Annotated in this window: 23 protein-coding genes; 11 read left to right on the top strand and 12 right to left on the bottom strand. The window is 62.8% G+C overall.

Features of this window, described 5'->3' with window-relative positions; translation table 11 throughout:
* From rlmH to CNQ84_RS03160, 4 genes are read right to left on the bottom strand one after another with little or no spacing between them, the layout of a single operon-like run.
* Positions 1-468: a 23S rRNA (pseudouridine(1915)-N(3))-methyltransferase RlmH gene (rlmH, locus tag CNQ84_RS03175; RefSeq protein ID WP_083723711.1), complete on the bottom strand. Its 468-nt coding sequence runs from the start codon at positions 466-468 to the stop codon at positions 1-3.
* Between the two features lie 6 nt (positions 469-474).
* Entirely contained in the window at positions 475-834 is a 360-nt protein-coding gene (gene rsfS / locus CNQ84_RS03170) for a ribosome silencing factor (protein WP_096003469.1), read from the bottom strand.
* 8 nt (positions 835-842) lie between these two features.
* Positions 843-1481 (bottom strand): nicotinate-nucleotide adenylyltransferase, encoded by a 639-nt coding sequence (nadD, locus tag CNQ84_RS03165; protein ID WP_096003468.1) that lies wholly within the window; start codon positions 1479-1481, stop codon positions 843-845.
* Positions 1482-1491: 10 nt separating this feature from the next.
* A complete protein-coding gene (locus CNQ84_RS03160; RefSeq protein WP_245841222.1) occupies positions 1492-2757 on the bottom strand; it encodes a glutamate-5-semialdehyde dehydrogenase in 1266 nt (421 codons plus the stop codon).
* 122 nt (positions 2758-2879) lie between these two features.
* Between CNQ84_RS03160 and CNQ84_RS03155 the strand changes: the two genes are divergently transcribed.
* Together CNQ84_RS03155 and CNQ84_RS03150 are read left to right on the top strand one after the other, a co-directional pair.
* Complete coding sequence (locus tag CNQ84_RS03155) at positions 2880-3623, top strand: DNA-3-methyladenine glycosylase (RefSeq protein WP_096003739.1); 744 nt, start codon at positions 2880-2882, stop codon at positions 3621-3623.
* Positions 3608-4810 (top strand): VTT domain-containing protein, encoded by a 1203-nt coding sequence (locus CNQ84_RS03150; RefSeq protein ID WP_096003467.1) that lies wholly within the window; start codon positions 3608-3610, stop codon positions 4808-4810. Before CNQ84_RS03155 ends, CNQ84_RS03150 begins: the two co-directional genes overlap by 16 nt.
* A 31-nt stretch (positions 4811-4841) precedes the next feature.
* Here CNQ84_RS03150 and CNQ84_RS03145 read toward each other — a convergent pair whose 3' ends face one another.
* Positions 4842-5426, bottom strand: a complete 585-nt coding sequence (locus CNQ84_RS03145; RefSeq protein WP_096003466.1) for an LON peptidase substrate-binding domain-containing protein — start codon at positions 5424-5426, stop codon at positions 4842-4844.
* 223 nt (positions 5427-5649) lie between these two features.
* Here CNQ84_RS03145 and CNQ84_RS03140 point away from each other — a divergent pair, with 223 nt between their 5' ends.
* Entirely contained in the window at positions 5650-6105 is a 456-nt protein-coding gene (locus CNQ84_RS03140; protein WP_096003465.1) for a MaoC family dehydratase, read from the top strand.
* Positions 6106-6141: 36 nt separating this feature from the next.
* Here the strand turns inward: CNQ84_RS03140 and CNQ84_RS03135 are convergent, their stop codons facing one another.
* The gene (locus tag CNQ84_RS03135; protein ID WP_096003464.1) at positions 6142-6744 is read right to left on the bottom strand and encodes a flavin prenyltransferase UbiX; all 603 of its coding nucleotides are present in this window, start codon (positions 6742-6744) and stop codon (positions 6142-6144) included.
* Positions 6737-8098 carry a UDP-N-acetylmuramate:L-alanyl-gamma-D-glutamyl-meso-diaminopimelate ligase gene (gene mpl / locus CNQ84_RS03130; protein ID WP_096003463.1) on the bottom strand — a complete coding sequence of 454 codons (1362 nt, stop codon included), beginning with the start codon at positions 8096-8098 and terminating at the stop codon, positions 6737-6739. The genes CNQ84_RS03135 and mpl overlap by 8 nt, the downstream gene beginning before the upstream one ends.
* A gap of 523 nt (positions 8099-8621) precedes the next feature.
* Here mpl and CNQ84_RS03125 point away from each other — a divergent pair.
* The 3 genes from CNQ84_RS03125 (at position 8622) to CNQ84_RS03115 (ending at position 10708) form a co-directional block, all read left to right on the top strand.
* On the top strand, positions 8622-9071 hold the full coding sequence (locus CNQ84_RS03125; RefSeq protein ID WP_096003462.1) for a GNAT family N-acetyltransferase: 450 nt from the start codon (positions 8622-8624) through the stop codon (positions 9069-9071).
* 216 nt (positions 9072-9287) lie between these two features.
* The gene (gene ppa, locus CNQ84_RS03120) at positions 9288-9815 is read left to right on the top strand and encodes an inorganic diphosphatase (RefSeq protein ID WP_096003461.1); all 528 of its coding nucleotides are present in this window, start codon (positions 9288-9290) and stop codon (positions 9813-9815) included.
* Between the two features lie 68 nt (positions 9816-9883).
* Positions 9884-10708, top strand: a complete 825-nt coding sequence (locus CNQ84_RS03115) for a methyltransferase domain-containing protein (protein WP_096003460.1) — start codon at positions 9884-9886, stop codon at positions 10706-10708.
* Here the strand turns inward: CNQ84_RS03115 and CNQ84_RS03110 are convergent.
* The 5 genes from CNQ84_RS03110 to CNQ84_RS03090 are packed head-to-tail and all read right to left on the bottom strand — an operon-like array spanning position 10705 to position 15003.
* A complete protein-coding gene (locus CNQ84_RS03110; protein ID WP_096003459.1) occupies positions 10705-11739 on the bottom strand; it encodes a sensor domain-containing diguanylate cyclase in 1035 nt (344 codons plus the stop codon). The genes CNQ84_RS03115 and CNQ84_RS03110 overlap by 4 nt on opposite strands.
* Positions 11740-11779: 40 nt before the next feature.
* The gene (locus CNQ84_RS03105) at positions 11780-13132 is read right to left on the bottom strand and encodes an MATE family efflux transporter (protein ID WP_245841220.1); all 1353 of its coding nucleotides are present in this window, start codon (positions 13130-13132) and stop codon (positions 11780-11782) included.
* Between the two features lie 3 nt (positions 13133-13135).
* On the bottom strand, positions 13136-13501 hold the full coding sequence (locus tag CNQ84_RS03100; protein WP_096003458.1) for a translation initiation factor Sui1: 366 nt from the start codon (positions 13499-13501) through the stop codon (positions 13136-13138).
* Complete coding sequence (locus CNQ84_RS03095; protein WP_096003457.1) at positions 13498-14043, bottom strand: NUDIX hydrolase; 546 nt, start codon at positions 14041-14043, stop codon at positions 13498-13500. The genes CNQ84_RS03100 and CNQ84_RS03095 overlap by 4 nt, the downstream gene beginning before the upstream one ends.
* A 3-nt stretch (positions 14044-14046) precedes the next feature.
* Complete coding sequence (locus CNQ84_RS03090) at positions 14047-15003, bottom strand: DUF2333 family protein (RefSeq protein WP_096003456.1); 957 nt, start codon at positions 15001-15003, stop codon at positions 14047-14049.
* 137 nt (positions 15004-15140) lie between these two features.
* Between CNQ84_RS03090 and CNQ84_RS03085 the strand changes: the two genes are divergently transcribed.
* The 5 genes from CNQ84_RS03085 (at position 15141) to accC (ending at position 21507) form a co-directional block, all read left to right on the top strand.
* Positions 15141-17153 (top strand): methyl-accepting chemotaxis protein, encoded by a 2013-nt coding sequence (locus CNQ84_RS03085; RefSeq protein WP_096003455.1) that lies wholly within the window; start codon positions 15141-15143, stop codon positions 17151-17153.
* Positions 17154-17299: 146 nt separating this feature from the next.
* A complete protein-coding gene (gene dsbD, locus CNQ84_RS03080) occupies positions 17300-19078 on the top strand; it encodes a protein-disulfide reductase DsbD (protein WP_096003454.1) in 1779 nt (592 codons plus the stop codon).
* A gap of 136 nt (positions 19079-19214) precedes the next feature.
* Positions 19215-19658, top strand: coding sequence for a type II 3-dehydroquinate dehydratase (gene aroQ, locus CNQ84_RS03075; protein WP_096003453.1), 444 nt, complete (start codon positions 19215-19217; stop codon positions 19656-19658).
* Between the two features lie 33 nt (positions 19659-19691).
* Positions 19692-20147, top strand: coding sequence for an acetyl-CoA carboxylase biotin carboxyl carrier protein (gene accB, locus CNQ84_RS03070; RefSeq protein WP_096003452.1), 456 nt, complete (start codon positions 19692-19694; stop codon positions 20145-20147).
* A gap of 19 nt (positions 20148-20166) precedes the next feature.
* Entirely contained in the window at positions 20167-21507 is a 1341-nt protein-coding gene (accC, locus tag CNQ84_RS03065; protein WP_083723748.1) for an acetyl-CoA carboxylase biotin carboxylase subunit, read from the top strand.
* The last annotated feature ends 73 nt before the right edge of the window (positions 21508-21580 follow it).

Here is a 21580-nt window from a genome sequence, read left to right as displayed (position 1 = left end):
TCACTTGTGATAGGGATGACGATTGAGAATGGTCCAGGCCCGGTACAGCTGCTCAGCGAGCAGGATGCGCACCAGCGGATGCGGCAGGGTCAATGGCGACAGCGACCAGCGCTGATCGCTGCGCGCCGTCACCTCGTCCGGCAACCCCTCCGGGCCACCCACCATCAGATTGACGGTGCGCGCGTCCAGGCGCCAGCTCTCCAGTTGCTCGGCAAGGGTCTCGGTAGACCAGGCGCGACCATTGACCTCCAGGGTCACGATACGTTCCCCGGGCTGAACGGCGGCCAGCATCTGCTCGCCCTCGCGCCGCATCAGACGCGCGACGTCAGCGTTCTTGCCACGCGTGGTCAGGGGAATTTCCACCAATTCCAGCGGCAGCTCTGGCGGCAGGCGCTTGGCGTACTCCTGATAGCCCTGCTCGACCCAGCGCGGCATGCGCGAAGCCACGCTGATCAGGCGAATGCGCAAACCGGCCTACTCGGTCGGTTGCTGCTGGGCGGCGCGACGCGACTCGGCACTCTGCCAGAGGCGTTCCAGGTCATAGAACTCACGGGTGGCCGGCTGCATGATGTGGACCACCACATCGGCCAGGTCGACCAGCACCCACTCGCCGGACTCCTTGCCTTCGACACCCATCGGCTGGCGACCGGCTTCTTTGGCTTTCTCGACCACGTTGTCTGCCAGCGCCTTGACCTGGCGGTTGGAGGTACCGCTGGCGATGATCATATAGTCGGTCACGCTGGTGTGCTCACGTACATCGATCTGGACGATGTCCTTGGCCTTGAGCTCTTCCAGGGCATCCACGACCAACTGGACCAGTTCTTCAATCTGCATGGGGGTTTTCAATCCTCGGTTGAGGGCCGGTACAGCCCTTCGTTGTCAATATAGTCAAGCACCGCGTCCGGCAACAGAAAGCGCGGTGAAGCGCCCGCTGCCACCAGCGCACGAATATGGGTGGCGGAAATCGCCAGCGGCGTCTGCGACAGGCAGATGATCTGCCCATGGCTACGCTCGGGCTGGCTTGCGCTGCGCGCTGCCAGCAGGTCTTTCAGTACCTCGGGGACTTCCAGATCGTAATCGGGCCGCTGCAGCACCACCAGATTGGCCAGCTGCAGCAGCTCTTCCCAGCGGTGCCAACTTGGCAATCCGCAAAAGGCATCCCAGCCCAGCACCATAAACAGCGCGACCTCTGCGCCCAGTTCGGCGCGCAGGGTCTCCAGGGTTTCTACGGTGTAAGACGGACGCTCGCGCCGCAGCTCCCGGTCATCCACCTGCAAGTCACCCTGCTGCCCTACCGCCAGCTCCACCATGCGCAGACGCGCATCGGCGCTGGCGCCGGGCTGATCGCGATGGGGTGGCCGGGCGCTGGGGATCAGCCGCAGCTCGTCCAGCTGCAACTGCTCCCGGACTTCTACGGCGCTGCGCAGATGACCGAAGTGAATCGGGTCAAAGGTGCCGCCCAGCAAACCAACGCGGCGCATCAGCGGCGGCTCACTGACGAATATGACCGTCGCCGAAGACCACGTACTTCTCGCTGGTCAGCCCTTCCAGACCAACCGGGCCGCGGGCATGAATCTTGTCGGTGGAGATGCCAATTTCCGCGCCCAGGCCGTACTCGAAACCATCGGCAAAACGGGTTGAGGCGTTGATCATCACCGAACTGGAGTCCACCTCGGCAATGAAGCGGCGAGCCCGGGTGTAATCCTCGGACACCATGGCGTCGGTGTGCTGCGAGCTGTAGGTATTGATATGCTCGATGGCCGCGTCCATATCGGCCACCACGCGGATCGAGAGAATCGGCGCCAGATATTCGGTCGACCAGTCTTCCTCGGTGGCCGCGACGGCATCGGGCAGCAGCGCGCAAGTGGCCTCGCAGCCACGCAACTCAACGCCCTTGGCCGCGTAGAGCGGCGCTACGCGCTGCAGAAACGGCCCGGCAATGGCCTCATTGACCAGCAAGGTCTCCATCGCATTGCACACGCCATAACGGTGAGTCTTGGCGTTGATGACGATGGCCTCGGCCTTGTCAAAATCGGCGCGATCATCCACGTAGACATGGCAGATGCCGTCCAGATGCTTGATGACCGGCACCCGTGCCTCACGGCTGATACGCTCGATCAGCCCTTTGCCGCCGCGCGGCACGATCACGTCGACGTAGTCGGGCATGGTGATCAGCGCGCCAACCGCCGCGCGATCTGTGGTTTCTACCACCTGCACGACGTCATCCGGCAAACCGGCGGCCGCCAGGCCCTGACGCAGGCACTCGGCAATCGCACGGTTGGAATGGATGGACTCGGAGCCGCCACGCAGGATGCAGGCATTACCCGATTTCAGGCAGAGACTGGCCGCCTCGACCGTCACGTTCGGGCGCGACTCGTAAATGATACCGATCACACCCAGCGGCACCCGCATCTTGCCAACCTGAATACCGGAGGGCAGAAACTTCATGTCACGCAACGCACCGACCGGATCGTCCAGGGCCGCGACCTGACGCAACCCTTCGACCATGGAGGCCAGGCGGGCCGGCGTGAGTGCCAGACGATCCAGCATCGCGTCGTCCAGGCCGTTGTCACGGCCAGCCTGCAGGTCCAGCTGGTTGGCCGCAACCAGTTGCTCGGTGGCGGCCTCGATGGCCTCGGCAGTCGCCAGCAAGGCAGCATTCTTGACGGCGGTTGGAGCACGGGCGATCACGCGCGAGGCCTTACGGGCCTGCTGCCCCAGCGTCGTCATGTATACCGCTACCTGTTCCGCACTCATGCTAACTCCTGCCACCGGTTGACCAAATGCGGCATTATAGCCGGGTCACCAATGGCATGACAGCGCCGCCTGCGGTCGCTGTGCAATTCAATGTGTCATCCACCGCCTGCTACCATAAGCCCATGCCCGATACCCGTACCAGCCTGCCCTCCCCGATCCCCTTGCCAGAGCAGTTTTTCCAGCAAGACGCCCGCCAGCTGGCGGTTGCCCTACTGGGCAAGGTGATTCGCCGCCGCCTGAACGGCCAGTGGCTGGCGGCGCGCATCATCGAGACCGAGGCCTACCTGCTGGAGGAGCGAGGCAGCCACGCCTCCCTCGGCTACACCGAGGCCCGGCGCGCGCTGTTTATGGCCCCCGGCACCATCTACATGTACTACGCTCGGGGCGGCGACTCGATGAACTGCAGTTCACTGGGCGCCGGCTGCGGCGTGCTGCTCAAGTCGGGGCATCCGGTGGTCGACGCGCTCAGCCCGGCCGCCAGCCTGGCCCGGATGCAAGCACTCAACCCCAACGCCAGCGGCGGCATTCGCGCGCCAGAGCGCCTGTGCGCCGGGCAAACGCTGCTGTGCCGCTCGCTGCAGATTCGCGTGCCGGACTGGAATGCACAGCGCTTTGCCGCTGACCAGTTGCTGCTCGAAGATGACGGCTACCAGCCAGATCAGGTACTGCGCGCCCCGCGCCTGGGCATTCCCAGCGGCCGCGACGAACACCTGTTCTACCGCTGGGTCGACGCGGCCTACAGCCTGCATTGCACCCGTAACCCGGCCAGGCGTGGCCAGGTTGAGGGTCTGCACTACCACAGCCTCGAACTGGAAGCGGCACAACGACAGGCGTATCAGGAGAGCCAGACATGCTCAGCGACCTGACCCAGTGGCTGGGCGCCCACAGTCAGTGGCTGGGGCTGGCAATCTTTCTGGTGTCGCTGACCGAATCGCTGGCGGTCGCCGGTCTGGTGGTGCCTGGGGTGTTTATGCTGTTTGCCTTCGCTGCACTGGCCGCCGGTGCCGACATGCCTCTGCTGGAAGCCATTGCCTGGGCGTTCTGCGGCGCGGTCATCGGCGACCTGCTCAGTTTTGCGCTGGGGCGCTGGTTTCACCAGGATATCCGCCGCCTGTCCCTGTTTCGCCGCCACCCGCAATGGATCGACCGCGGCGAACGCTTTTTCCGCCGCTACGGCTGGGTCAGCGTCGTCCTGGGCCGCTTCATCGGCCCGATCCGACCGATCATCCCGCTGGTGGCCGGCATGTTCGATATGCCCGCCTGGCGCTTTGTTGTCATCAATCTGCTGTCAGCCCTGGCGTGGGCCCCGGCCTACCTGATACCCGGCTACTCGGCAGGACGTGCCGCGCGCTGGGCAGTGCCGCCGCTGTTCTGGAATCAGGCGCTGAGCGTCGCCGTGGGTGCGGTCATCGTAGTCGGTGGCAGCCTCTATCTGCTGCGTCTGCAGCGCCGCTGGAGCGCGCTGGCCGCAGCGGCACTCTGCCTGCTGGCTTTGCTGGTACTCACCGCCAACCAAAGCGCGCTGGCCATTTTCAGTGACACCCTGATCAACAGCAGACAGTTCCTGCAACTGCCCGGCAGCGAACGGCTCGCCCCGCTACACCCCAGCCTGCTGATCGTTACCCTGCCTGTTGCCGCCTTGCTGCTGCTGTTGCGCCAGTGGGGCGCCGTCAGTCTGTTGCTGCTGACACTGGCGTTCGCACTGCTGCTGGACTGGATTATCGGCTTGAGTCTGGTCGCCGCCACCAGCTCACTGGTGCTGGCAGTGCTGGGTGCCCTGCTGGTGATCTGTAACCGCGAACGCCCGTTCTGGTGGCGCGCCAGCTGGCTGCTCTATCCGCTGCCGTTTCTGGCCTTGTTGCTGGGTAACCTGCTGCAGTATCAGGCACTGGAACCGCTGGAGCTGCTGCGGGCCCTGCTGTGCGCCGCCAGCGCCAGCCTGCTGGCCTGCTGGCTGATCGAGCGCTTTGGCCCGCTGCCAAGGCCGCCCCGCGCAGCCCGCTGGGCCAGCGCGCTATGGCCTTACCTGGTGGTCATCTGGCTGCTGTGGTGAGTTGCTGAGTCCGCGCGCTATCGATTAGCGCTCAGGCCTGCACCTGCTGCAGCCAGTCGCCAATGCGCTGCAAGCGCTCATCCGGACGATCAATGGCGAGCAACTGATTCTTCTGCTCCAGCGGCAGCGGCAACAGACTGGTCAACTGCCAGGCCAGACGTTGCTGGCTATCCTCAACCGGCGGCAGGTCGAGGCGCTGTACCAGCGGATGCTGCAACAACGCCTGGTGCAAACTCAGCAGCTCGTCGTGATCAGCCAGCAGGGCTGCATCCAGCTGCTCGGGGATCCACTGCGCCTGCGCGGTCACCAACCCGTCCTCGGCCACCTCTACCTCGCTCAGGCGAGCGCGCCGACCGCCCAGCACGCGAATACCCAGCAAGCCGTTATCACGCTGCTGCCAGTCGACGATCCGCGCTTCGCAGCCGATGGCACCAAAGCGCAGATTGCCCGAGCCCACTTCCGAACCGGACTCCAGCCCGACCACCACAAACCCCTGCTGCTGGCGAAAACAGCGACTGACCATATCCAGATAGCGTGCCTCGAAAATCTGCAGATCCAGATGACAGCCAGGTACCAGCAAGGACTTCAACGGAAAGAGTGCTGTTGCTTCGCTCATGCATTTCCCCCGGAGGTCGCCACACTTGCTCGGCGCCCCTTGTCAATCTCGCCCGCCCGACATAGCCTGCCGACAGGTGGTTGGATCATTCAGCAAACCAATGAAAGCCTGCATCGCATTGACCCTCCACCCGCCCCTTGCAAACATGCTGGCGTAGACACCTTCGCGCCGCAGGGTAACACTGCCGGGCGCACCCCACACAATAAGAGTCACGGAGAGCAATATGACAGCCATTCCCGTATCGGAACTTACCTCCCTCATCGGCAAGGACATGGGGCATTCTGACTGGCTGCTGGTCGACCAGGAGCGCGTCAATCAATTCGCCGAGTGCACTGGCGACCACCAGTTCATTCACATCGACGAAGAAAAGGCCAAGCAGACGCCGTTCGGCGGCACCATTGCCCACGGTTTCCTGTCGCTGTCACTGGTACCGACCCTGTCCGCAGGCCTGCTGCCGCGCCCGGAAGGTCTGAAAATGGCCGTCAACTACGGCATGGACAGCTTGCGCTTCATCCAGCCGGTGCGCGTCGGCTCGCGCGTACGCCTGCACAGCACCATCATTGACGTTACCGAAAAGAACCCGGGGCAGTGGCTGCTGAAAGCCCGCAACACCCTGGAAATCGAAGGTGTCGACAAGCCGGCGTTCATCTCCGAAGGCCTGTCGCTGTACTTCGTCTGACCGGCTGCCAGGCTGCGGCGCGATAGCCGCAGCCTGCTACTCACCCCAGCGCGGCATGAGCGCCTGCTCCATCCCCAACTGCCCCAGAATCCGCGCCACCACAAAATCGACCAGATCATCAATCGACTGCGGCTTGTGATAAAAGCCGGGGCTCGCCGGCATGATCACCGCGCCCATCTGACTGAGCTTCAGCATGTTTTCCAGATGAATGCTGGACAGCGGCGTTTCGCGTGGCACCAGAATCAGCTTGCGACGCTCCTTCAGCGCCACATCGGCCGCCCGCTCGATCAGGTTGTTGCTGGCACCGGTCGCAATCGCAGACAAGGTGCCGGTCGAACACGGACACACCACCATGGCAGCGGGCGCGCCGCTACCTGAGGCCACCGGCGCCATCCAGTCCTGCTTGCCGTAAACCCTGATCTGCCCTTCTGCCGCCTTGAACTGCTCGGTCAGATACTGCTCCAGCGCCTGCGGCTTGGGCGGCAACTGCCATTCGGTCTCGGTTGCAACCACCAGCTGCGCCGCCTGAGAAATCAGAAACGACACTTCTACCCCGGCCTCGACCAGGCAACCAAGCAGCCGCATCGCGTACTGAACGCCCGATGCGCCGGTCACCGCCAGCGTGACCCGCTCAACCATGACGCGCCTCCAGTGCCTGAATCAACCGCTGATGAATACCGCCAAAGCCGCCGTTGCTCATCACCACAACGCGCGTCTGCGGCGTTGCCGAGCCCACCACCTGCTCGACGATGGCGTCCAGATCGTCGCTCACCTGCGCCGGGACCGGGCTGCCGGCCACCACCCCGTCAAGCGACCAGTCCAAGCCGGCCGGTTGATACCAGAACACCTGCGATGCATCGGCAACACTGGTGGGCAGCGCGGCCATGTGGCTGCCCAGACGCATAGTGTTGGAGCGCGGCTCAATCACCGCAATCAGCGGCGCATCACCGATCTGCGCGCGCAGGCCAGCCAGCGTGGTGGCAATGGCGGTTGGGTGATGGGCGAAGTCGTCGTACACCGTAATGCCGTTGATCTCGGCCAGTTTCTCCATGCGCCGCTTGGCATTGCGGAAGCCGCCCAGCGAGGCAATACCCTGCGCCGGGGTCACCCCCACATGCCGCGCAGCCGCCAGCGCCGACAGTGCGTTCGCCACGCTGTGCCGGCCGGTCTGTTGCCATTCGGCCACACCCTGCAGCTCACCGTCGAGCCAGACCTCAAAGCGCGAACCGTCGTCACTGAGCAGACGTGCCTGCCAGTTGCCGCCCTCGCCGGTGGTCTGACGGGGCGTCCAGCAGCCCATCTTGATGACGCGCTGCAGCGCCTCGTCCTGAGCCGGGTGGATGATCAAGCCGGACGCGGGAACGGTGCGCACCAGATGGTGGAACTGACGCTCGATGGCTGCCAGATCAGAGAAGATGTCCGCGTGGTCAAATTCCAGGTTGTTCAGCACAGCGGTGCGCGGACGGTAGTGAACAAACTTGGAACGCTTGTCGAAGAAAGCACTGTCGTATTCGTCTGCTTCCACCACAAAGAAGGGGGTGCCACCCAGGCGCGCGGAAATACCAAAGTTCTGTGGCACACCACCGATCAGGAAGCCGGGCGACATGCCCGCGTCTTCCAGCAGCCAGGCCAGCAGGCTGGACGTCGAGGTTTTGCCATGGGTGCCGGCCACCGCCAGCACCCAGCGATCCTGCAGGACATACCGAGCCAGCCATTCGGGGCCGGACATGTAGGGCATCCCCTGATCCAGCATGTACTCCACCGCCGGGTTACCCCGGGCCATGGCATTGCCGACGATGACCATATCCGGGGCCGGCGTAAGATGCGCCGGGTCATAGCCTTCTTGCAGCACGATCCCCTGCTCGGCCAGTTGCGTGCTCATGGGCGGGTAGACGTTGGCATCGGAGCCGCTGACCTCATGGCCCAGCTCACGGGCCAGCAGGGCCAGCGAGCCCATGAAGGTGCCGCAGATACCGAGAATGTGGAGGTGCATGAAAATTCCTTGTTACGGTCGTAGGGCTACAGCTTACGCTGAAAGCTGAAAGCTGAAAGCTGAAAGCTGAAAGCTGAAAGCTGAAAGCTGAAAGCTGAAACAGGATGAGGGCGGCGGTCATTATGCCAAGCACTCGAAACCGAGCAACGGGTATGCCGCTTTTCTGCGCCTCATCCGCCGCCAGCCCATTGCGAGAGATGCAGCCCGGCTGACTTCGATCACGTCTTGCAAGGGAGAGTTCACCTGCTGCCAAGAACGCATATACCCAACACAGAGCGCGGCTGCGGAACCAGGGCCTGCCGCAGCAGGCAGCTGAAGCGACAGACGGTCGAGAAAAAGCCCCCGCCTTCTCGGTCTCACGTCCATACTCAGAGCAAATGACAATAAAAAACCGCCGGGCCCCGAGGCCTCGGCGGTTTTTTATGCGCCCTGCGATTGCAGATTGAACAGCGCTGATGCAGGATGCAGAGAATGACTTCCAAAAACCCGCCAGCCATTTAATGACCACTATCAGGGTATTCGTATGCGCATAGTACAGGCCGATGTGGACCACCTCGACGAAGTGACCCCGCTGTTCATCAAGTACCGCGAAACCTACGGACAACTGCCCAAGCCGGAAGCCTCCCGACGCTTTCTTGAAGCGCGCCTGGTGCACGAGCAGGCGATTATTCTGATCGCCGAAGACGACGACAGCGGCAAGGCACTGGGCTTCTGCCAGTTCATCCCCAGTTTTTCCGCGTTGACGCTGTCAGCCAGCTGGGTGCTCAAGGGCATCTATGTGATTGAAGAAGCTCGCCGCCAACTGGTGGCCGACAAACTGATCAATCACGCCAAGAACCTGGCACGCCAAGCCGGAATCGAGCGTATGACCGTGATGACCGGCGAAGACAACATGGCTGCACAAAGCCTGTATCGCTCGCTCGGTTTCAGCAACGACCACGACTTCATGTACTTCGCACTCAAGCTGAAGTAAACCTGCGCTCCGGGCAGGCGCCGCAAGCCGGCGACCTGCCTCAGAATACCCTCACATGCCAGCGGCCTCTGCGCTGGCAGATCTGAAGGGGGTTACGCTAGGCAGCCCCGCCCCTGCCGAACTACGACCAAGGTTCACCCTGTTTTTGCTTGGTATCACTGGCCCGATACGCCTATAATGCCGGCCAAATTTCCACTACGGCCTCTCAGGTAACCCATGAGCTACGACAAGATCCCCGCCGGCAAAGACATTCCCAACGACATCTACGTCGCCATCGAAATCCCAGCCAACCACGCGCCGATCAAGTACGAGATCGACAAGGACAGCAGCGCGCTGTTTGTTGACCGTTTCATGGCTACCCCGATGTTCTACCCGGCCAACTACGGCTACATCCCTAACACGCTGGCAGACGACGGCGACCCGCTGGACGTGCTGGTCGTTACCCCGCACCCGGTCGCTCCGGGCTCGGTCATTCGCTCGCGTCCGGTTGGCGTGCTGCACATGACCGACGATGGCGGCGGAGATGCCAAACTGATCGCCGTTCCGCACGACAAGCTGAGCGTGCTGTACCGCGACATCAAGGAATACACCGACCTGCCGGAACTGCTGATCCAGCAAATCCAGCACTTCTTCGAGAACTACAAGGATCTCGAACCCGGCAAGTGGGTCAAGATTGACCGCTGGGGCGGCGCTGATGAAGCCCGCGCGGAAATCGTCAAGGCTGTAAACGCTTACCAAAAATAAGCGTTTCGCCCCGCTAAAAAGCCGGCCACAAGCTGGCTTTTTTTATGCCTGCACGGCAGAGTCTGAGCATGACTGATCGCTATTTCGACCACCTCGGCGCACGCTTTGCCGAGCGCATCTATGACAGCCCCAAGGGCGCCATCCGCCTTGCCGTACTGCAACGCGACCTGCAGCAATGGATGCCTGCACTTATGCAAGCGGACACGCCGCTGCGCATTCTCGATATTGGTGCCGGGCTTGGGCAAATCAGCGGCTGGCTGGCCGGGCTGGGGCATCAGTTGACCGTCGCCGAGCCATCGGACGTGATGCTGGCCCGGGCCCGCGAGCGTATCGACGCGAGCAATCCTCCGCAGCCGGTGCGCTACCTGCAAGCACCGCTGCAGGCGCTCGCCGAGCAAGGGGACCAGTACGACCTGGTGGTCTTTCATGCGGTACTGGAGTGGCTGGCTGAACCGGCAGCAGCGCTGCAGCAATTGACCTCACTACTGTTGCCGCACGGCGCCCTGTCGTTGGCGTTCTACAACCGCGATGCGCTGATCTACAAGAATCTGGTCAAGGGACAGTTCAAGAAGCTGCGCAAGAAACCGCTATCTGGCCAGGGCAAGAGCGGCCTGACACCGCAGCAACCACTGGACCCACGCGAGGTGCAGCTCTGGACCCAGGCCGCCGGACTGAAATGCCTGGACACCAGCGGCGTCAGGGTGTTTTACGACTACATGCCGGAGCCATTCTGCAGCAACAGCAGCATCGAAGACCTGATCGCGTTTGAGCTGCAATACAGCCAGCACCCAGCCTATCAGCACCTGGGCCGTTACCTGCACTGGTGGCTGCGCCGCGCCGACAACCAGGGAAGCCCTCGCAAAGGGGGGGTGCCGTTGATCCGCGCTTCCTAGCCGCGCGCGACCCGATTGCGCCCTTCTCGCTTGGCCTGATACAAGCCAGCGTCGGCACGCTCAACCAGCGTATGCCCTTCGTCGCCAACCTCAGCCGGCTCGGCCAGCGCAGTACCCAGGCTGATGGTGACATCCAGCGCCCCGGCAGCAAGCTCGAACGGCTGACGACAGAAGGCCAGACGCAAGCGCTCGGCCATCAGCTCGAGCTCCCGCTCATCAGCGACCAGCGCCAGCACCCCCAGCTCTTCCCCACCCAGACGCAGCGCCATATCATTCGGGCGAATCGCCGCCACCATGCGCTGACCGGCCTGAATCAGCACCTGATCGCCAGCAGCGTGGCCGTATTTATCATTAATACGCTTGAAGTGATCCAGGTCACCGTAAATAAAGGCGACCTTCAAGCCTTCGCGCTGGGCACGGCGCACCGTCGCCGGCAGCATGGTGCGCAGCCCCTGACGATTCCATAGCTGGGTCAGCGGGTCGATCAGCGCACGTCGCTCGGCTTCACCCAGAGCCTCCTGCAACCAGGCCGCCTGCATGCGCAATTGATGCGCGACAAACAGCCCCTCGAACAACTGACGAAAATCGTTCATCGCCTCGCGTTCCGACTTGCTCAGCTCCCTGGGTGCGCTGTCATGCACACAAAATGAGCCGATACGGCTACCGTCCGGTGCGCGCAGCGGGATCCCGGCGTAGAAGCGCACGAAGGGGTATCCGGTGACGACAGGGTTGTCGGAGAAACGCTCATCACGGAGTGCGTCCTGCACATAGAGAATCTCATCGGACAAAATCGTATGGCCGCAGAACGAGGTGCTGCGCGGTCCCTCAAGATTGTTGGCGCCGATGCGCCCCTTAAACCATTGTCGCTGCGCATCAATCAGACTGATTAGCACACTGCCGACGCCGAACAGACGCTGCGCGATCCGCAGCAAAGCATCAATGTGCGGATCCGGTGGCGTGTCAAGCAACTGCATCGACTTGAGCGCCGCCAAGCGCTGCTGCTCGTTCACCGGAATGGCTGCTTCGATCATATTTCCCCCTCACGCCGCAGGGCTAACCCCACTGATCAGTCTAATCCGTTTTCATCCAGCGGCCAGTGCGCCAGAGCCAACCAAACCAGCCACCAAGAAACACCGAGCGCAACGCCATGAACATCAAGAACGCAAACCAGAGATAGTGGTTACCCTGCCCGCGCAAGGCCCAGGCCAGGGGCAGATAACAGGCCAGCGCCAGCAGCATGGCATTACGCATCGCGAGCGCACGCGAGGCGCCGATGAACAGCCCGTCCAGCAGATAACTCCACACCGCCACCAGCGGCATCACCGCAACCCAGGGCAGGTAGCGGATTGCCTCAGCTCGCACCTCAGGCAAGTCCGTCAGCACTCTGACCACCAGGTCCCCAGCGCCGAGAAACACCAGCACGAACACCAGGCTCAGCAGCACCGCCCAACCGATCGTGATAACCAGCACCCGGCGCAGCGCATCCTTGTCCCGCTTGCCCAGCGCATGACCACCGAGCGCCTCCAGAGCGTGCGCCAGCCCATCGAGCCCGTGGGACGCAATCAGCAGAAAGTTGAGCAACACGGCGTTGGCGGCCACCACCTGATCACCAAGGCGCGCGCCCTGCACAACCAGCAGATAAAACACGGACTGCAGCGCCAGCGAACGAATCAGAATATCCCGATTGACCCGCAGCAAGGGCGCCGCGCCCTTGAGCTTCGCGGCCCGCAGCCAGTCAAAACGGCCGGGGTACTGACGCAGTATCGGGCCTAGCAGCGTCAACCCCAGCAACAGCCCGCACAGGTCACCACACACGCTGGCCCAGGCGGCGCCCTCCACACCCAGGCCCAGCAACGCGACCAGCAGCAGATCCAGCGCTATGTTGACCAGATTCACCATCAGCAAGATGGCGAACGGCGCGCGACTATTCTGGGCGCCGATAAACCAGCCAATCAGCACAAAGTTGATCAGCGCAGCCGGCAAGCTGGTCAAGCGTATCTGGAAGTAGGCACGTGCGTGCTCAAGCAACTCGGCGCTGCTGTCCAGGTAGCGCAACCCCAGCTCCAGCAGCGGCGCGTGCAACAGCCACACCAGCAGGCTGATCAACACGGCGAGCCAGGCCGACTGCAGCAAGATACGCCGCAGCTCGGCGCCATCTCCCTCGCCACAGGCCTGCGCCGCAAACCCGGTGGTGCCCATGCGCAGGAAGCCCGCCAACCAGACAACGAAGGTGAACAGGGTGCTGCCGACGGCCACCGCACCGAGATGATAGGCCGCGTCCAGATGGCCGATCACCGCCGTATCGACCAGACCGACCAGCGGCACGCTGATATTCGACAAAATGAGCGGAAAGGCAATGGCCCAGACGCGACGCTGGGCGGCGCGATCCTGCCAGTAGGCCAGCCAGCGCCGGGAATGTGCCAAGGTTCAGCCCCCTGCGCGCTTGACCTTGTAGCCTTCGGCAATCAGCAGTTCACAGACCTGCTCAGCCTTGTCGCCCTGAATCTCGATCACCCCGTCCTTGACCGCCCCACCGCAGCCACAGCGGTTCTTCAGACGTTTGGCCAACGCCTTGAGATCATCCGCGCTCAGCAGCACGCCGGTTACCGTGGTCACGGTTTTGCCGCCGCGCGCCTTGGTCTCGCGGCGTACCCGTGCGATGCCGTCGCCTTCGGGTATCGCCTGCTCAGCACAGCAGCATTGCGCCACTGGCTGCTCACACCCCGGGCACAGGCGCCCGGCATCGGTCGAATACACCAGGCCACCCAGGGCCTGCAAACCGGTCTTTTTCATGCAAAGAATTCCAATGAGGGGTGCTTCAGCAGCCGTGCCAGTGCTTCCTGCGAGTCAGGCGCATACTGCTCACCCGGGCGCTGCCAGTCACTCTGCAAATCCACCCAGCGCACCGCCTGGACCTCTTCGGGCTGCAACCGCAGCGGACCATCCCAGCAGCAGCTGAATACCCCCGCCCACAGACGACTGTCGGGGGAGTCAAAGTAAAACCGAAAGTGCTCGGTCAGCGGCACGCCCTCGACCCCCAGCTCTTCGGCCAACTCACGCTCTGCGCCCTGCAGGTAGCTCTCGCCGGCGGCGACCACACCACCGGCGGCGACATCCCAGAAGGCCGGGTAGAGGCGTTTATGCGCCGTGCGCTGATGCACGCACAGCTCGCCACGACTGTTGAACACAAAGATGAAGGTACAGCGGGTAATCAGGCCGCGCGCCTGAGCCTCGGCGCGGGCTACCTCGCCAAGCGGACGGTCATATTCGTCGACATGCACCACCCGCTCGGCACCAGAGGCCTGCAAATAAGCCTCAACCTGTTGTTGATCCACGTATCAGCCCTGCTCCAGCAAACGGTGCAGCTCAATCAGGCCGGCGTTGGCGCGCGACAGGTAATTGGCCATGACCAGGGAATGGTTGGCCAGCACACCGAAGCCGTCGCCATTGAGCACCATCGGGCTCCACAGGGTCTGCTGGGTCGCTTCAAGCTCGCGAATGATCTGCTGCAGGCTCACCAGCGCATTCTTTTTCTCCAGCACATCGCCAAAGTCATGCTCGACCGCGCGCAGCAGCTGTACCAGAGCCCAGGCAGTACCACGGGATTCGTAAAAGACATTGTCGATTTCCAGCCAGGGGGTGGTCTCACCCAGCTTGCCACCGTCGGTCAACGGCGCACGCCCGACACTGGCGGACAAACGCTGTGACAGCGAGCCCAGACGGGTGCTTACATCGCTGACCCAGCTGGACAGGTTGTCGGCACGCGAATAGAAGTTGGCGTCACCCTGACGCAGACGAGCAATGTAGCTATCCAGCGCCTTGACGCCGTCGCGGTACTCACTCTCACTCGCCGGCATGGCCCAGCTGTCGTTGTCGAAGTGGAAGCGCGGCTCGGCCTTGACCAGATCACGGTCCTCGGTCGATTGCGACTGGGAGCGCGCCATGTCACGGCGCAGCGCACGGGTCATGTCCCGCACTTGAACCAGCACGCCATACTCCCAGCGCGGCATGTTATCCATCAGCACACCGGGTGGCATGATGTCATTACTGAGGTATCCGCCGGGCTTGTCCAACAGCGTCAGCACCAGCCCACGCAGGGTTCTGGCGGTGTACTCACCAGCGACCTGTTCAGCCTTGGGCGGACCAGCCACCGGCTCCAGCCCTGGCTCCATGCTCCAGTACCACCCCACCAGCGTCAGAATCACCACAAGCAGCAGTACCGGCACCAGCAGCAGCTTGCTTAGCCAGCGGCGGTCGGTGCCTTGTGTCGAAGATCGTCCTTTGCCAAATGCCATATCCAGACTCCTGTAGCTGTCATGCGCACCAGCATATCATCGCCGCCCCATGGCTGCCCGCCCGATCCAGTCAAAGCGCCTATCTTGCGACTTGAGGATAAAGGCACAGTGCCACCCTTCATCAAGCTGTCACATAAATGACACTAAAATCACTGCTGTCTCGTCCTGCCGAGGGCTCGCTCATGCGCCTGAAAACCCTGACCCTGTTCAATACCTGCCTGCTGGCTGCCGTTGGCATCGCGCTGGCCGCGAGTCTATGGTGGGCCCAACAGGCGCTGAAGGTGCCCTATACACTGATGGACGCCTACCTCAATATTGTCAGCCAGACCCAAGCTTTGCAGCGCGACACCGAGGCCTACCGGCTGAGCGGCGACGCGGTGCGCCTGCAGCAGGCGCAACATACTGCCGAGGGATTGCAGCAGAGCCTGCAGGCCTTTCCGGATGATATCCGTCAGCCGCTGGCAGCACCACTGACCACCTTTATCGAATTTATGCAGACCGATCTGCTGGCGGTCGGCAAGCTGTCGGGCGATCCGCAGGGGCTGCTGACCCAGGCCGAGCGTGAAATGCAGGCTGAGCTGGACCATCTGGCCAGCTATGCGCGCGACGGCCAGCAGCAGGGGGCCCGTCAGGCGATGGAGTACGTGCGCCTGACCGATGAACTGCAAGGTGACCTGCTGCGCATCAGCCTGGCGCGAGGCAAGTTGTTCAGCCAGAACGACCCGACCCTGCTGGCCAACCTGCAACGCCTGGTCAAGGGTGCCCAGGACCGCGCCGCGGCGCTGGAGGCCCTGCCCCTGCTCGGCGTAGTCGAGGAACAGGACAGCAGCAACGACCCCTTCGCCTCCCTGCTGGGAGTGACCACCAAGAACAGCAGCGAAGCCGTTGACCCCGGCGCCGACTACAAGCGCAGCCTGCTGTCGCTGCTCAACCGCTACCCGGGCGAGCTGGAACGCACCAGCGCCCTGATCGTCGAGCGCGCCCAGTTGCAGAGCATCACTGGCGAACGTATCGACAGCCTGCAGCACGGCGCTGCCCAGATGCGCCCGGCGCTGACTGCCGCGCGTGACGGCATCACCAATCAGGTGCGCAACGTCCAGCTGGGCATCATCGGTCTGATTATTGTCATAGCGCTGCTGATCGAGCGCTCCCAACGGGCCTTGTCCAAGGCGGTCGCCCGCTTCGCACCGGTACTGTCTACCTACGCGGAGGGCGACTTCACGCAGCCGCTGGAATCCAGTTCGCGCATCAGCGAACTCAAGCAGCTTGAGCTGGCGGCCAACCAACTGCGCCAATACCTGATCGAACTGGTCACCACCATCAATCAGCAGGCCGAGGCGCTTAGCGGCACCAGCGACGACTTGGAGCGACTGTCCGCAGACACCCACGACCGAGCGGCACAACAACAGCGCGACACCCAGTCGATCAATCAGGACATTGGCGGCATGGACGAGGCCATCCGCCTGGTCGCCACCAATGCCGGCGAAAGCGCCGAACTGGCTCGCGAAGCCAATCGCGAGGTGCGCGACGGCCAGGAGGTCATTGGTGGCACCATCGCGCAGATGCAACAGTTGGTGCAGGAAGTTCAGGCCAGCGCTCGCACCATCGACCGCATGGTCGCCGAATCAGATACCATCGGCGGCGTATTGCAGGTCATTCAGGGCATTGCCGAACAGACCAACCTGCTGGCCCTCAACGCCGCCATCGAGGCAGCGCGGGCCGGAGAAGCCGGGCGCGGTTTTGCGGTGGTCGCCGATGAGGTGCGCGGCCTGGCCCAGCGCACCGCAGGCTCGACCCAGGAGATTCGCCAACTGATCGAACGCTTGCAAGAGGTTGCCCGCCAATCTGCCGGCCAGATGCAGGAACAGGTCAAGCAGGCACGCCATACCGCCGAGCAGGGCCAACTGGCCGATGCGGCGCTGGGCCGTATCGTCAATGCCATCGACCGCATTACCGAACTGGCCGAACACATCGCCACCCACACCGACGCGCAATCAGACCGGGTGCGTACCATCCGCGAAAACAGCCAGCAGATCCATCAGCTCAGCGACGCCAACCTCAGTATGGTCGGCCACACGCGCCAGCACACCCAGCAGATCAGCCAGCGCAGTCGCGCCTTGCTGTCAGCCGTCTCGGCATTTCGTATCTGAGCTGAGCCCTGCTCTGGCACGCCCGGCGCAGCGCTGACGCGTGCCGGGCGTTTGACACAGCTTGCAACCTGCCCAAGGTACCGCGCCCTTTCGCCTGCTGACCCCAGCCTTTATGATGACCCTCCGTTTATCTGGCCGGTCACCCCATGTCTGCGTTTCGCCTCGTCCTGCTTTTGCTCCTGCTGTGCGCTGGCGGTGCCCACGCGCAGTTCGCCGATAACCGCGCCAGCGCCAGCCTGCTGCAAGGCAGCAGCAATCAGGCTGATTTTCTACCGGTGCACCAGGCATTCAAGCCGGGCGTTCTGGACGCCAGCGCCGACGCTTTGGCCCTGATCGTTGACATCGCCCCCGGCTACTACCTTTATCGCCACCGTCTGCAGGTCAGCACCGACGACGGCAGCGTCCTGCAGATGCAACTGCCTGAGGGCATTCACAAGACCGACGAGTATTTTGGCGATGTCGAGGTGTACTACAACCAACTGCAGATTCAGCTCGACCCCGCCACGCTGCCCGCAGGCACCCGCAGCCTGAGTCTCGGTTTTCAGGGCTGCGCCGACGCCGGCCTGTGCTATCCACCCGAAACCGTCACGCTGCAGCTGCCCTCAGCGCCAGGCAGCTCAGCCAGCGTCGCGCCCGCCGCCCCGACCGCCCCCAGCACCAGCAGCACGCCTGCAAGCGAGCGTGGCTGGCTGGTTGCATTACTGCTGTTCTTTGCCGCCGGCCTTGGCCTGACCTTCACCCCCTGCGTGCTGCCGATGCTGCCGATCCTCTCCAGCATGGTGCTAGGTCGCAGTCAGATCGGCCGCGGCCGCGCCATGACCCTGGCCCTCGGCTATGTGCTGGGCATGGCCGTGACACTCGCGATTGTCGGCGCGCTGATCGGCAGCTTCGGCGCCGCACTGAACCTGCAGGCGCGCCTGCAATCACCCTGGCTGCTGGGCACGTTCGCGGTGTTCTTTGTTCTGTTCGCGCTGGCCATGTTTGGCGTCTTCGAGCTGCGCCTTCCCGAGTTTGTTCGCGAGCCGCTGGAACGCCTGAATCGCCGCGCACACGGGGGCTCGTTACCGGGCGCCACGGCCATGGGCGCCCTCTCTACGCTGGTGGTATCGCCCTGTATCTCCGCGCCGCTGGCCGGTGCACTGGTGTATATCAGCAGTACCGGCGACACCCTTGGCGGCGGCATCAACCTGTTTGCCCTGGGCCTGGGCATGGGCACCCCGCTGCTGCTGATCACCCTGTTCGGCAAAAGCCTGCTGCCCGGCTCCGGCCCCTGGATGGAAACGGTCAAACATCTGTTCGGCTTTGGTCTGCTGGCGGTCGCCATCTGGCTATTGGAGCGGGTACTGCCCGGCCCCGTCAGCCTGGCGCTGTGGGCCGCCCTCGCCGCTGGTCTGGCCGTGCGCCTGGCGGCGCTGCAAAGCGGTCACTATCTGCGCCAGACCATCGCTCTGCTGCTGGGCCTATATGCAGCCGCCGCGCTGTTTGGCGCCCTGGCCGGAGGCGAGGATCCATTGCGCCCACTGCAGCCACTGACCGGGGGAGGCAATAGCGCTAGCAGCGCATTTTTCACCACCGTGGACGACCCCGCGCAACTGCAACAGGCGCTCAACCAGGCAGCAAAACAGGGCCAGCCCGCCATCGTCGACCTGTATGCCGACTGGTGTATCAGCTGCAAGGTCATGGAGCGCACTATCCTCAATCAGCCTGAGATCCAGACGCTGCTAGGCAATCACCTGCGGTTCAAGCTGGACGTGACGGACAATACCCCCGCCCAGCGCGAGTGGCTCATACGCCAGCAGCTGTTCGGACCACCGGCCTACCTGTTTTTCGCCGCCGATGGCAACGAACAACGTGACCTGCGCATTCAAGGCGAAGTCTCAAAGGACGAATTCGCCGCACTCGCCGAACGCGCCAGCCAAAAATAAGTTTGCGCCATAATGCAGCCATCATGCTGACATCTGAGGTCAATATTCCACTTATGGACAGGCCGGACGGATTGCGGCAAACTGCCAAAAAAATGCGACTGACGGGTCACCCGTCATACAACGGAACTTACGTACCATGGCCAGCATCCTGGTTCTGCACGGACCTAACCTGAACCGCCTGGGCAGCCGCGAACCCGGTGTTTACGGCGCCACCACCCTGGAGCAGATCAACCAGCACCTGCGCGAGCGGGCCAGCCAGCGTGGTCACCACCTGCTGAGCCTGCAAAGCAACGCCGAGCACGAGCTGATCGAGCGCATTCACGCTGCCGGCGATGAAGCCATCGATTTCATCATCATTAATCCCGCCGCTTTTACCCATACCAGCGTGGCAATACGTGACGCATTGCTCGCAGTGAGCATCCCATTCATCGAAGTTCACTTATCCAACGTGTATAAGCGCGAACCTTTCCGTCATCACTCCTATTTCTCGGACGTTGCCGAAGGAGTGATTTGCGGTCTCGGCGCCCAGGGCTATGAGCTGGCTCTGCAGGCCGCCATCGAGAAGATCGAACAACACTGAATTACGCAAACCTGATCTGGAGTGCATGCATCAATGGACATTCGCAAAGTCAAAAAGCTGATCGAACTGCTGGAAGAGTCCGGTATCGACGAACTGGAAATTCATGAAGGCGAAGAGTCTGTGCGCATCAGCCGCCACAGCAAGCAGGTCGCCGCTCCGCAATATCAGGTCGCTCCGGCTCCGGTTGCCGCAGCCCCCGCACCGGCGGCAGCCCCGGCTGCAGCCGATGCACCGGCCGCCCCGGCCGAGCCCAGCGGTCACCTGGTTCGCTCGCCGATGGTCGGCACCTTCTACCGCTCGCCGTCACCGACTGCCGCGGTATTCGTTGAAGTTGGCCAGAGCGTCAAGGCCGGCGACGTACTGTGCATCGTCGAAGCCATGAAGATGATGAACCACATCGAAGCTGACAAGAGCGGCGTAGTGCAATCGATTCTGGTCGACAACGGCCAGCCGGTCGAATTCGATCAACCGCTGTTCAGCATCGCCTGAGCCCAACCTGGAGGCTGCGATGCAAAAAGTACTTATTGCCAACCGAGGTGAAATTGCCCTGCGGGTTATCCGCGCGTGCAAGGAACTTGGTCTGAAAACCGTGGCGGTGCACTCTACCGCCGACCGTGAACTCATGCACCTGGCCATGGCTGACGAATCCGTCTGTATCGGCCCGGCGCCCGCAACGCTGTCCTATCTGAATATTCCGGCGATCATCAGCGCCGCCGAAGTGACCGGCGCCGACGGCATTCATCCTGGCTACGGCTTCCTGGCCGAGAACGCCGATTTCGCCGAGCAGGTCGAGAACTCCGGCTTCACCTTTATCGGCCCCAGCGCCGCCGTGATCCGCCTGATGGGTGACAAGGTGTCGGCTATTGCCGCCATGAAGGAAACCGGCGTGCCCACAGTGCCCGGCTCCGACGGCCCGCTGCCCGAAGATGAAGCCGAATGCCTGAAGATTGCCCAGCGCGTTGGCTACCCGGTGATCATCAAGGCCGCAGGTGGCGGCGGCGGTCGCGGCATGCGCGTCGTGCATGAAGAGTCCGAGCTGATCAAGTCGATCAAGCTGACCCAGGTTGAAGCGGGCGCCGCCTTCGGCAACCCGATGGTGTATCTGGAGAAGTTCCTGACCAACCCGCGTCACGTGGAAGTTCAGGTACTGTCTGACGGTCAGGGCAACGCTGTTCATCTGGGCGATCGCGACTGCTCGCTGCAGCGCCGTCACCAGAAGATCATTGAAGAAGCACCTGCACCCGGCATCGACGAGAAGGCCCGTGCCGAGGTTCAGGCCCGCTGCGTTCAGGCCTGTATCGACCTGGGCTACCGTGGCGCCGGCACCTTCGAGTTCCTGTACGAGAACGGCGAGTTCTACTTCATCGAGATGAACACCCGCGTTCAGGTCGAGCACCCGGTCTCCGAAATGGTCACCGGCATCGACATCGTCAAGGAGCAAATCCTGGTCGCCTCCGGCCAGCCGCTGAGCATCACTCAGGATGACGTTGTCATCCGTGGCCACGCCATCGAGTGCCGCATCAACGCCGAAGACCCACGCACCTTCATGCCCAGCCCTGGCACCGTGACGTTCTATCACGCACCCGGCGGCAATGGCGTACGCGTTGATTCGCACCTGTACAGCGGCTACAAGGTCCCGCCGAACTACGACTCGCTGGTCGGCAAACTGATCACCTACGGCGCCAGCCGCGACGAAGCGCTCGCGCGCATGCGCAACGCCATCGACGAACTGGTGGTTGACGGTATCAAGACCAATACCCCGCTGCACCGTGAACTGGTACGCGACCCCGGCTTCTGCAAGGGCGGCGTCAACATTCACTATCTGGAGCACAAGCTGGGGTTGAAGTAAGCCCCAGCTGCAAGCTGCAAGCTGCAAGCTGCAAGCTCGCAGCGTATTATCTGCACCATTCGGGGAGCGAATT

Source organism: Pseudomonas abyssi (assembly GCF_002307495.1).
Classification (GTDB): domain Bacteria; phylum Pseudomonadota; class Gammaproteobacteria; order Pseudomonadales; family Pseudomonadaceae; genus Halopseudomonas; species Halopseudomonas abyssi.
This window is presented reverse-complemented; position numbering and strand designations above follow the sequence as displayed.

Coding starts and splice junctions, on each gene's coding strand:
- CNQ84_RS03140 (WP_096003465.1), top strand. CDS start 5,650: ATGACAGCCATTCCCGTATCGGAACTTACCTCCCTCATCGGCAAGGAC.
- CNQ84_RS03145 (WP_096003466.1), bottom strand. CDS start 5,426: ATGAGCGAAGCAACAGCACTCTTTCCGTTGAAGTCCTTGCTGGTACCT.
- dsbD (WP_096003454.1), top strand. CDS start 17,300: ATGTCTGCGTTTCGCCTCGTCCTGCTTTTGCTCCTGCTGTGCGCTGGC.
- accC (WP_083723748.1), top strand. CDS start 20,167: ATGCAAAAAGTACTTATTGCCAACCGAGGTGAAATTGCCCTGCGGGTT.
- CNQ84_RS03160 (WP_245841222.1), bottom strand. CDS start 2,757: ATGAGTGCGGAACAGGTAGCGGTATACATGACGACGCTGGGGCAGCAG.
- aroQ (WP_096003453.1), top strand. CDS start 19,215: ATGGCCAGCATCCTGGTTCTGCACGGACCTAACCTGAACCGCCTGGGC.
- CNQ84_RS03090 (WP_096003456.1), bottom strand. CDS start 15,003: ATGGCATTTGGCAAAGGACGATCTTCGACACAAGGCACCGACCGCCGC.
- ppa (WP_096003461.1), top strand. CDS start 9,288: ATGAGCTACGACAAGATCCCCGCCGGCAAAGACATTCCCAACGACATC.
- rsfS (WP_096003469.1), bottom strand. CDS start 834: ATGCAGATTGAAGAACTGGTCCAGTTGGTCGTGGATGCCCTGGAAGAG.
- CNQ84_RS03100 (WP_096003458.1), bottom strand. CDS start 13,501: ATGAAAAAGACCGGTTTGCAGGCCCTGGGTGGCCTGGTGTATTCGACC.
- CNQ84_RS03085 (WP_096003455.1), top strand. CDS start 15,141: ATGACACTAAAATCACTGCTGTCTCGTCCTGCCGAGGGCTCGCTCATG.
- CNQ84_RS03155 (WP_096003739.1), top strand. CDS start 2,880: ATGCCCGATACCCGTACCAGCCTGCCCTCCCCGATCCCCTTGCCAGAG.
- mpl (WP_096003463.1), bottom strand. CDS start 8,098: ATGCACCTCCACATTCTCGGTATCTGCGGCACCTTCATGGGCTCGCTG.
- CNQ84_RS03110 (WP_096003459.1), bottom strand. CDS start 11,739: ATGATCGAAGCAGCCATTCCGGTGAACGAGCAGCAGCGCTTGGCGGCG.
- CNQ84_RS03115 (WP_096003460.1), top strand. CDS start 9,884: ATGACTGATCGCTATTTCGACCACCTCGGCGCACGCTTTGCCGAGCGC.
- accB (WP_096003452.1), top strand. CDS start 19,692: ATGGACATTCGCAAAGTCAAAAAGCTGATCGAACTGCTGGAAGAGTCC.
- nadD (WP_096003468.1), bottom strand. CDS start 1,481: ATGCGCCGCGTTGGTTTGCTGGGCGGCACCTTTGACCCGATTCACTTC.
- CNQ84_RS03135 (WP_096003464.1), bottom strand. CDS start 6,744: ATGGTTGAGCGGGTCACGCTGGCGGTGACCGGCGCATCGGGCGTTCAG.
- CNQ84_RS03125 (WP_096003462.1), top strand. CDS start 8,622: ATGCGCATAGTACAGGCCGATGTGGACCACCTCGACGAAGTGACCCCG.
- CNQ84_RS03150 (WP_096003467.1), top strand. CDS start 3,608: ATGCTCAGCGACCTGACCCAGTGGCTGGGCGCCCACAGTCAGTGGCTG.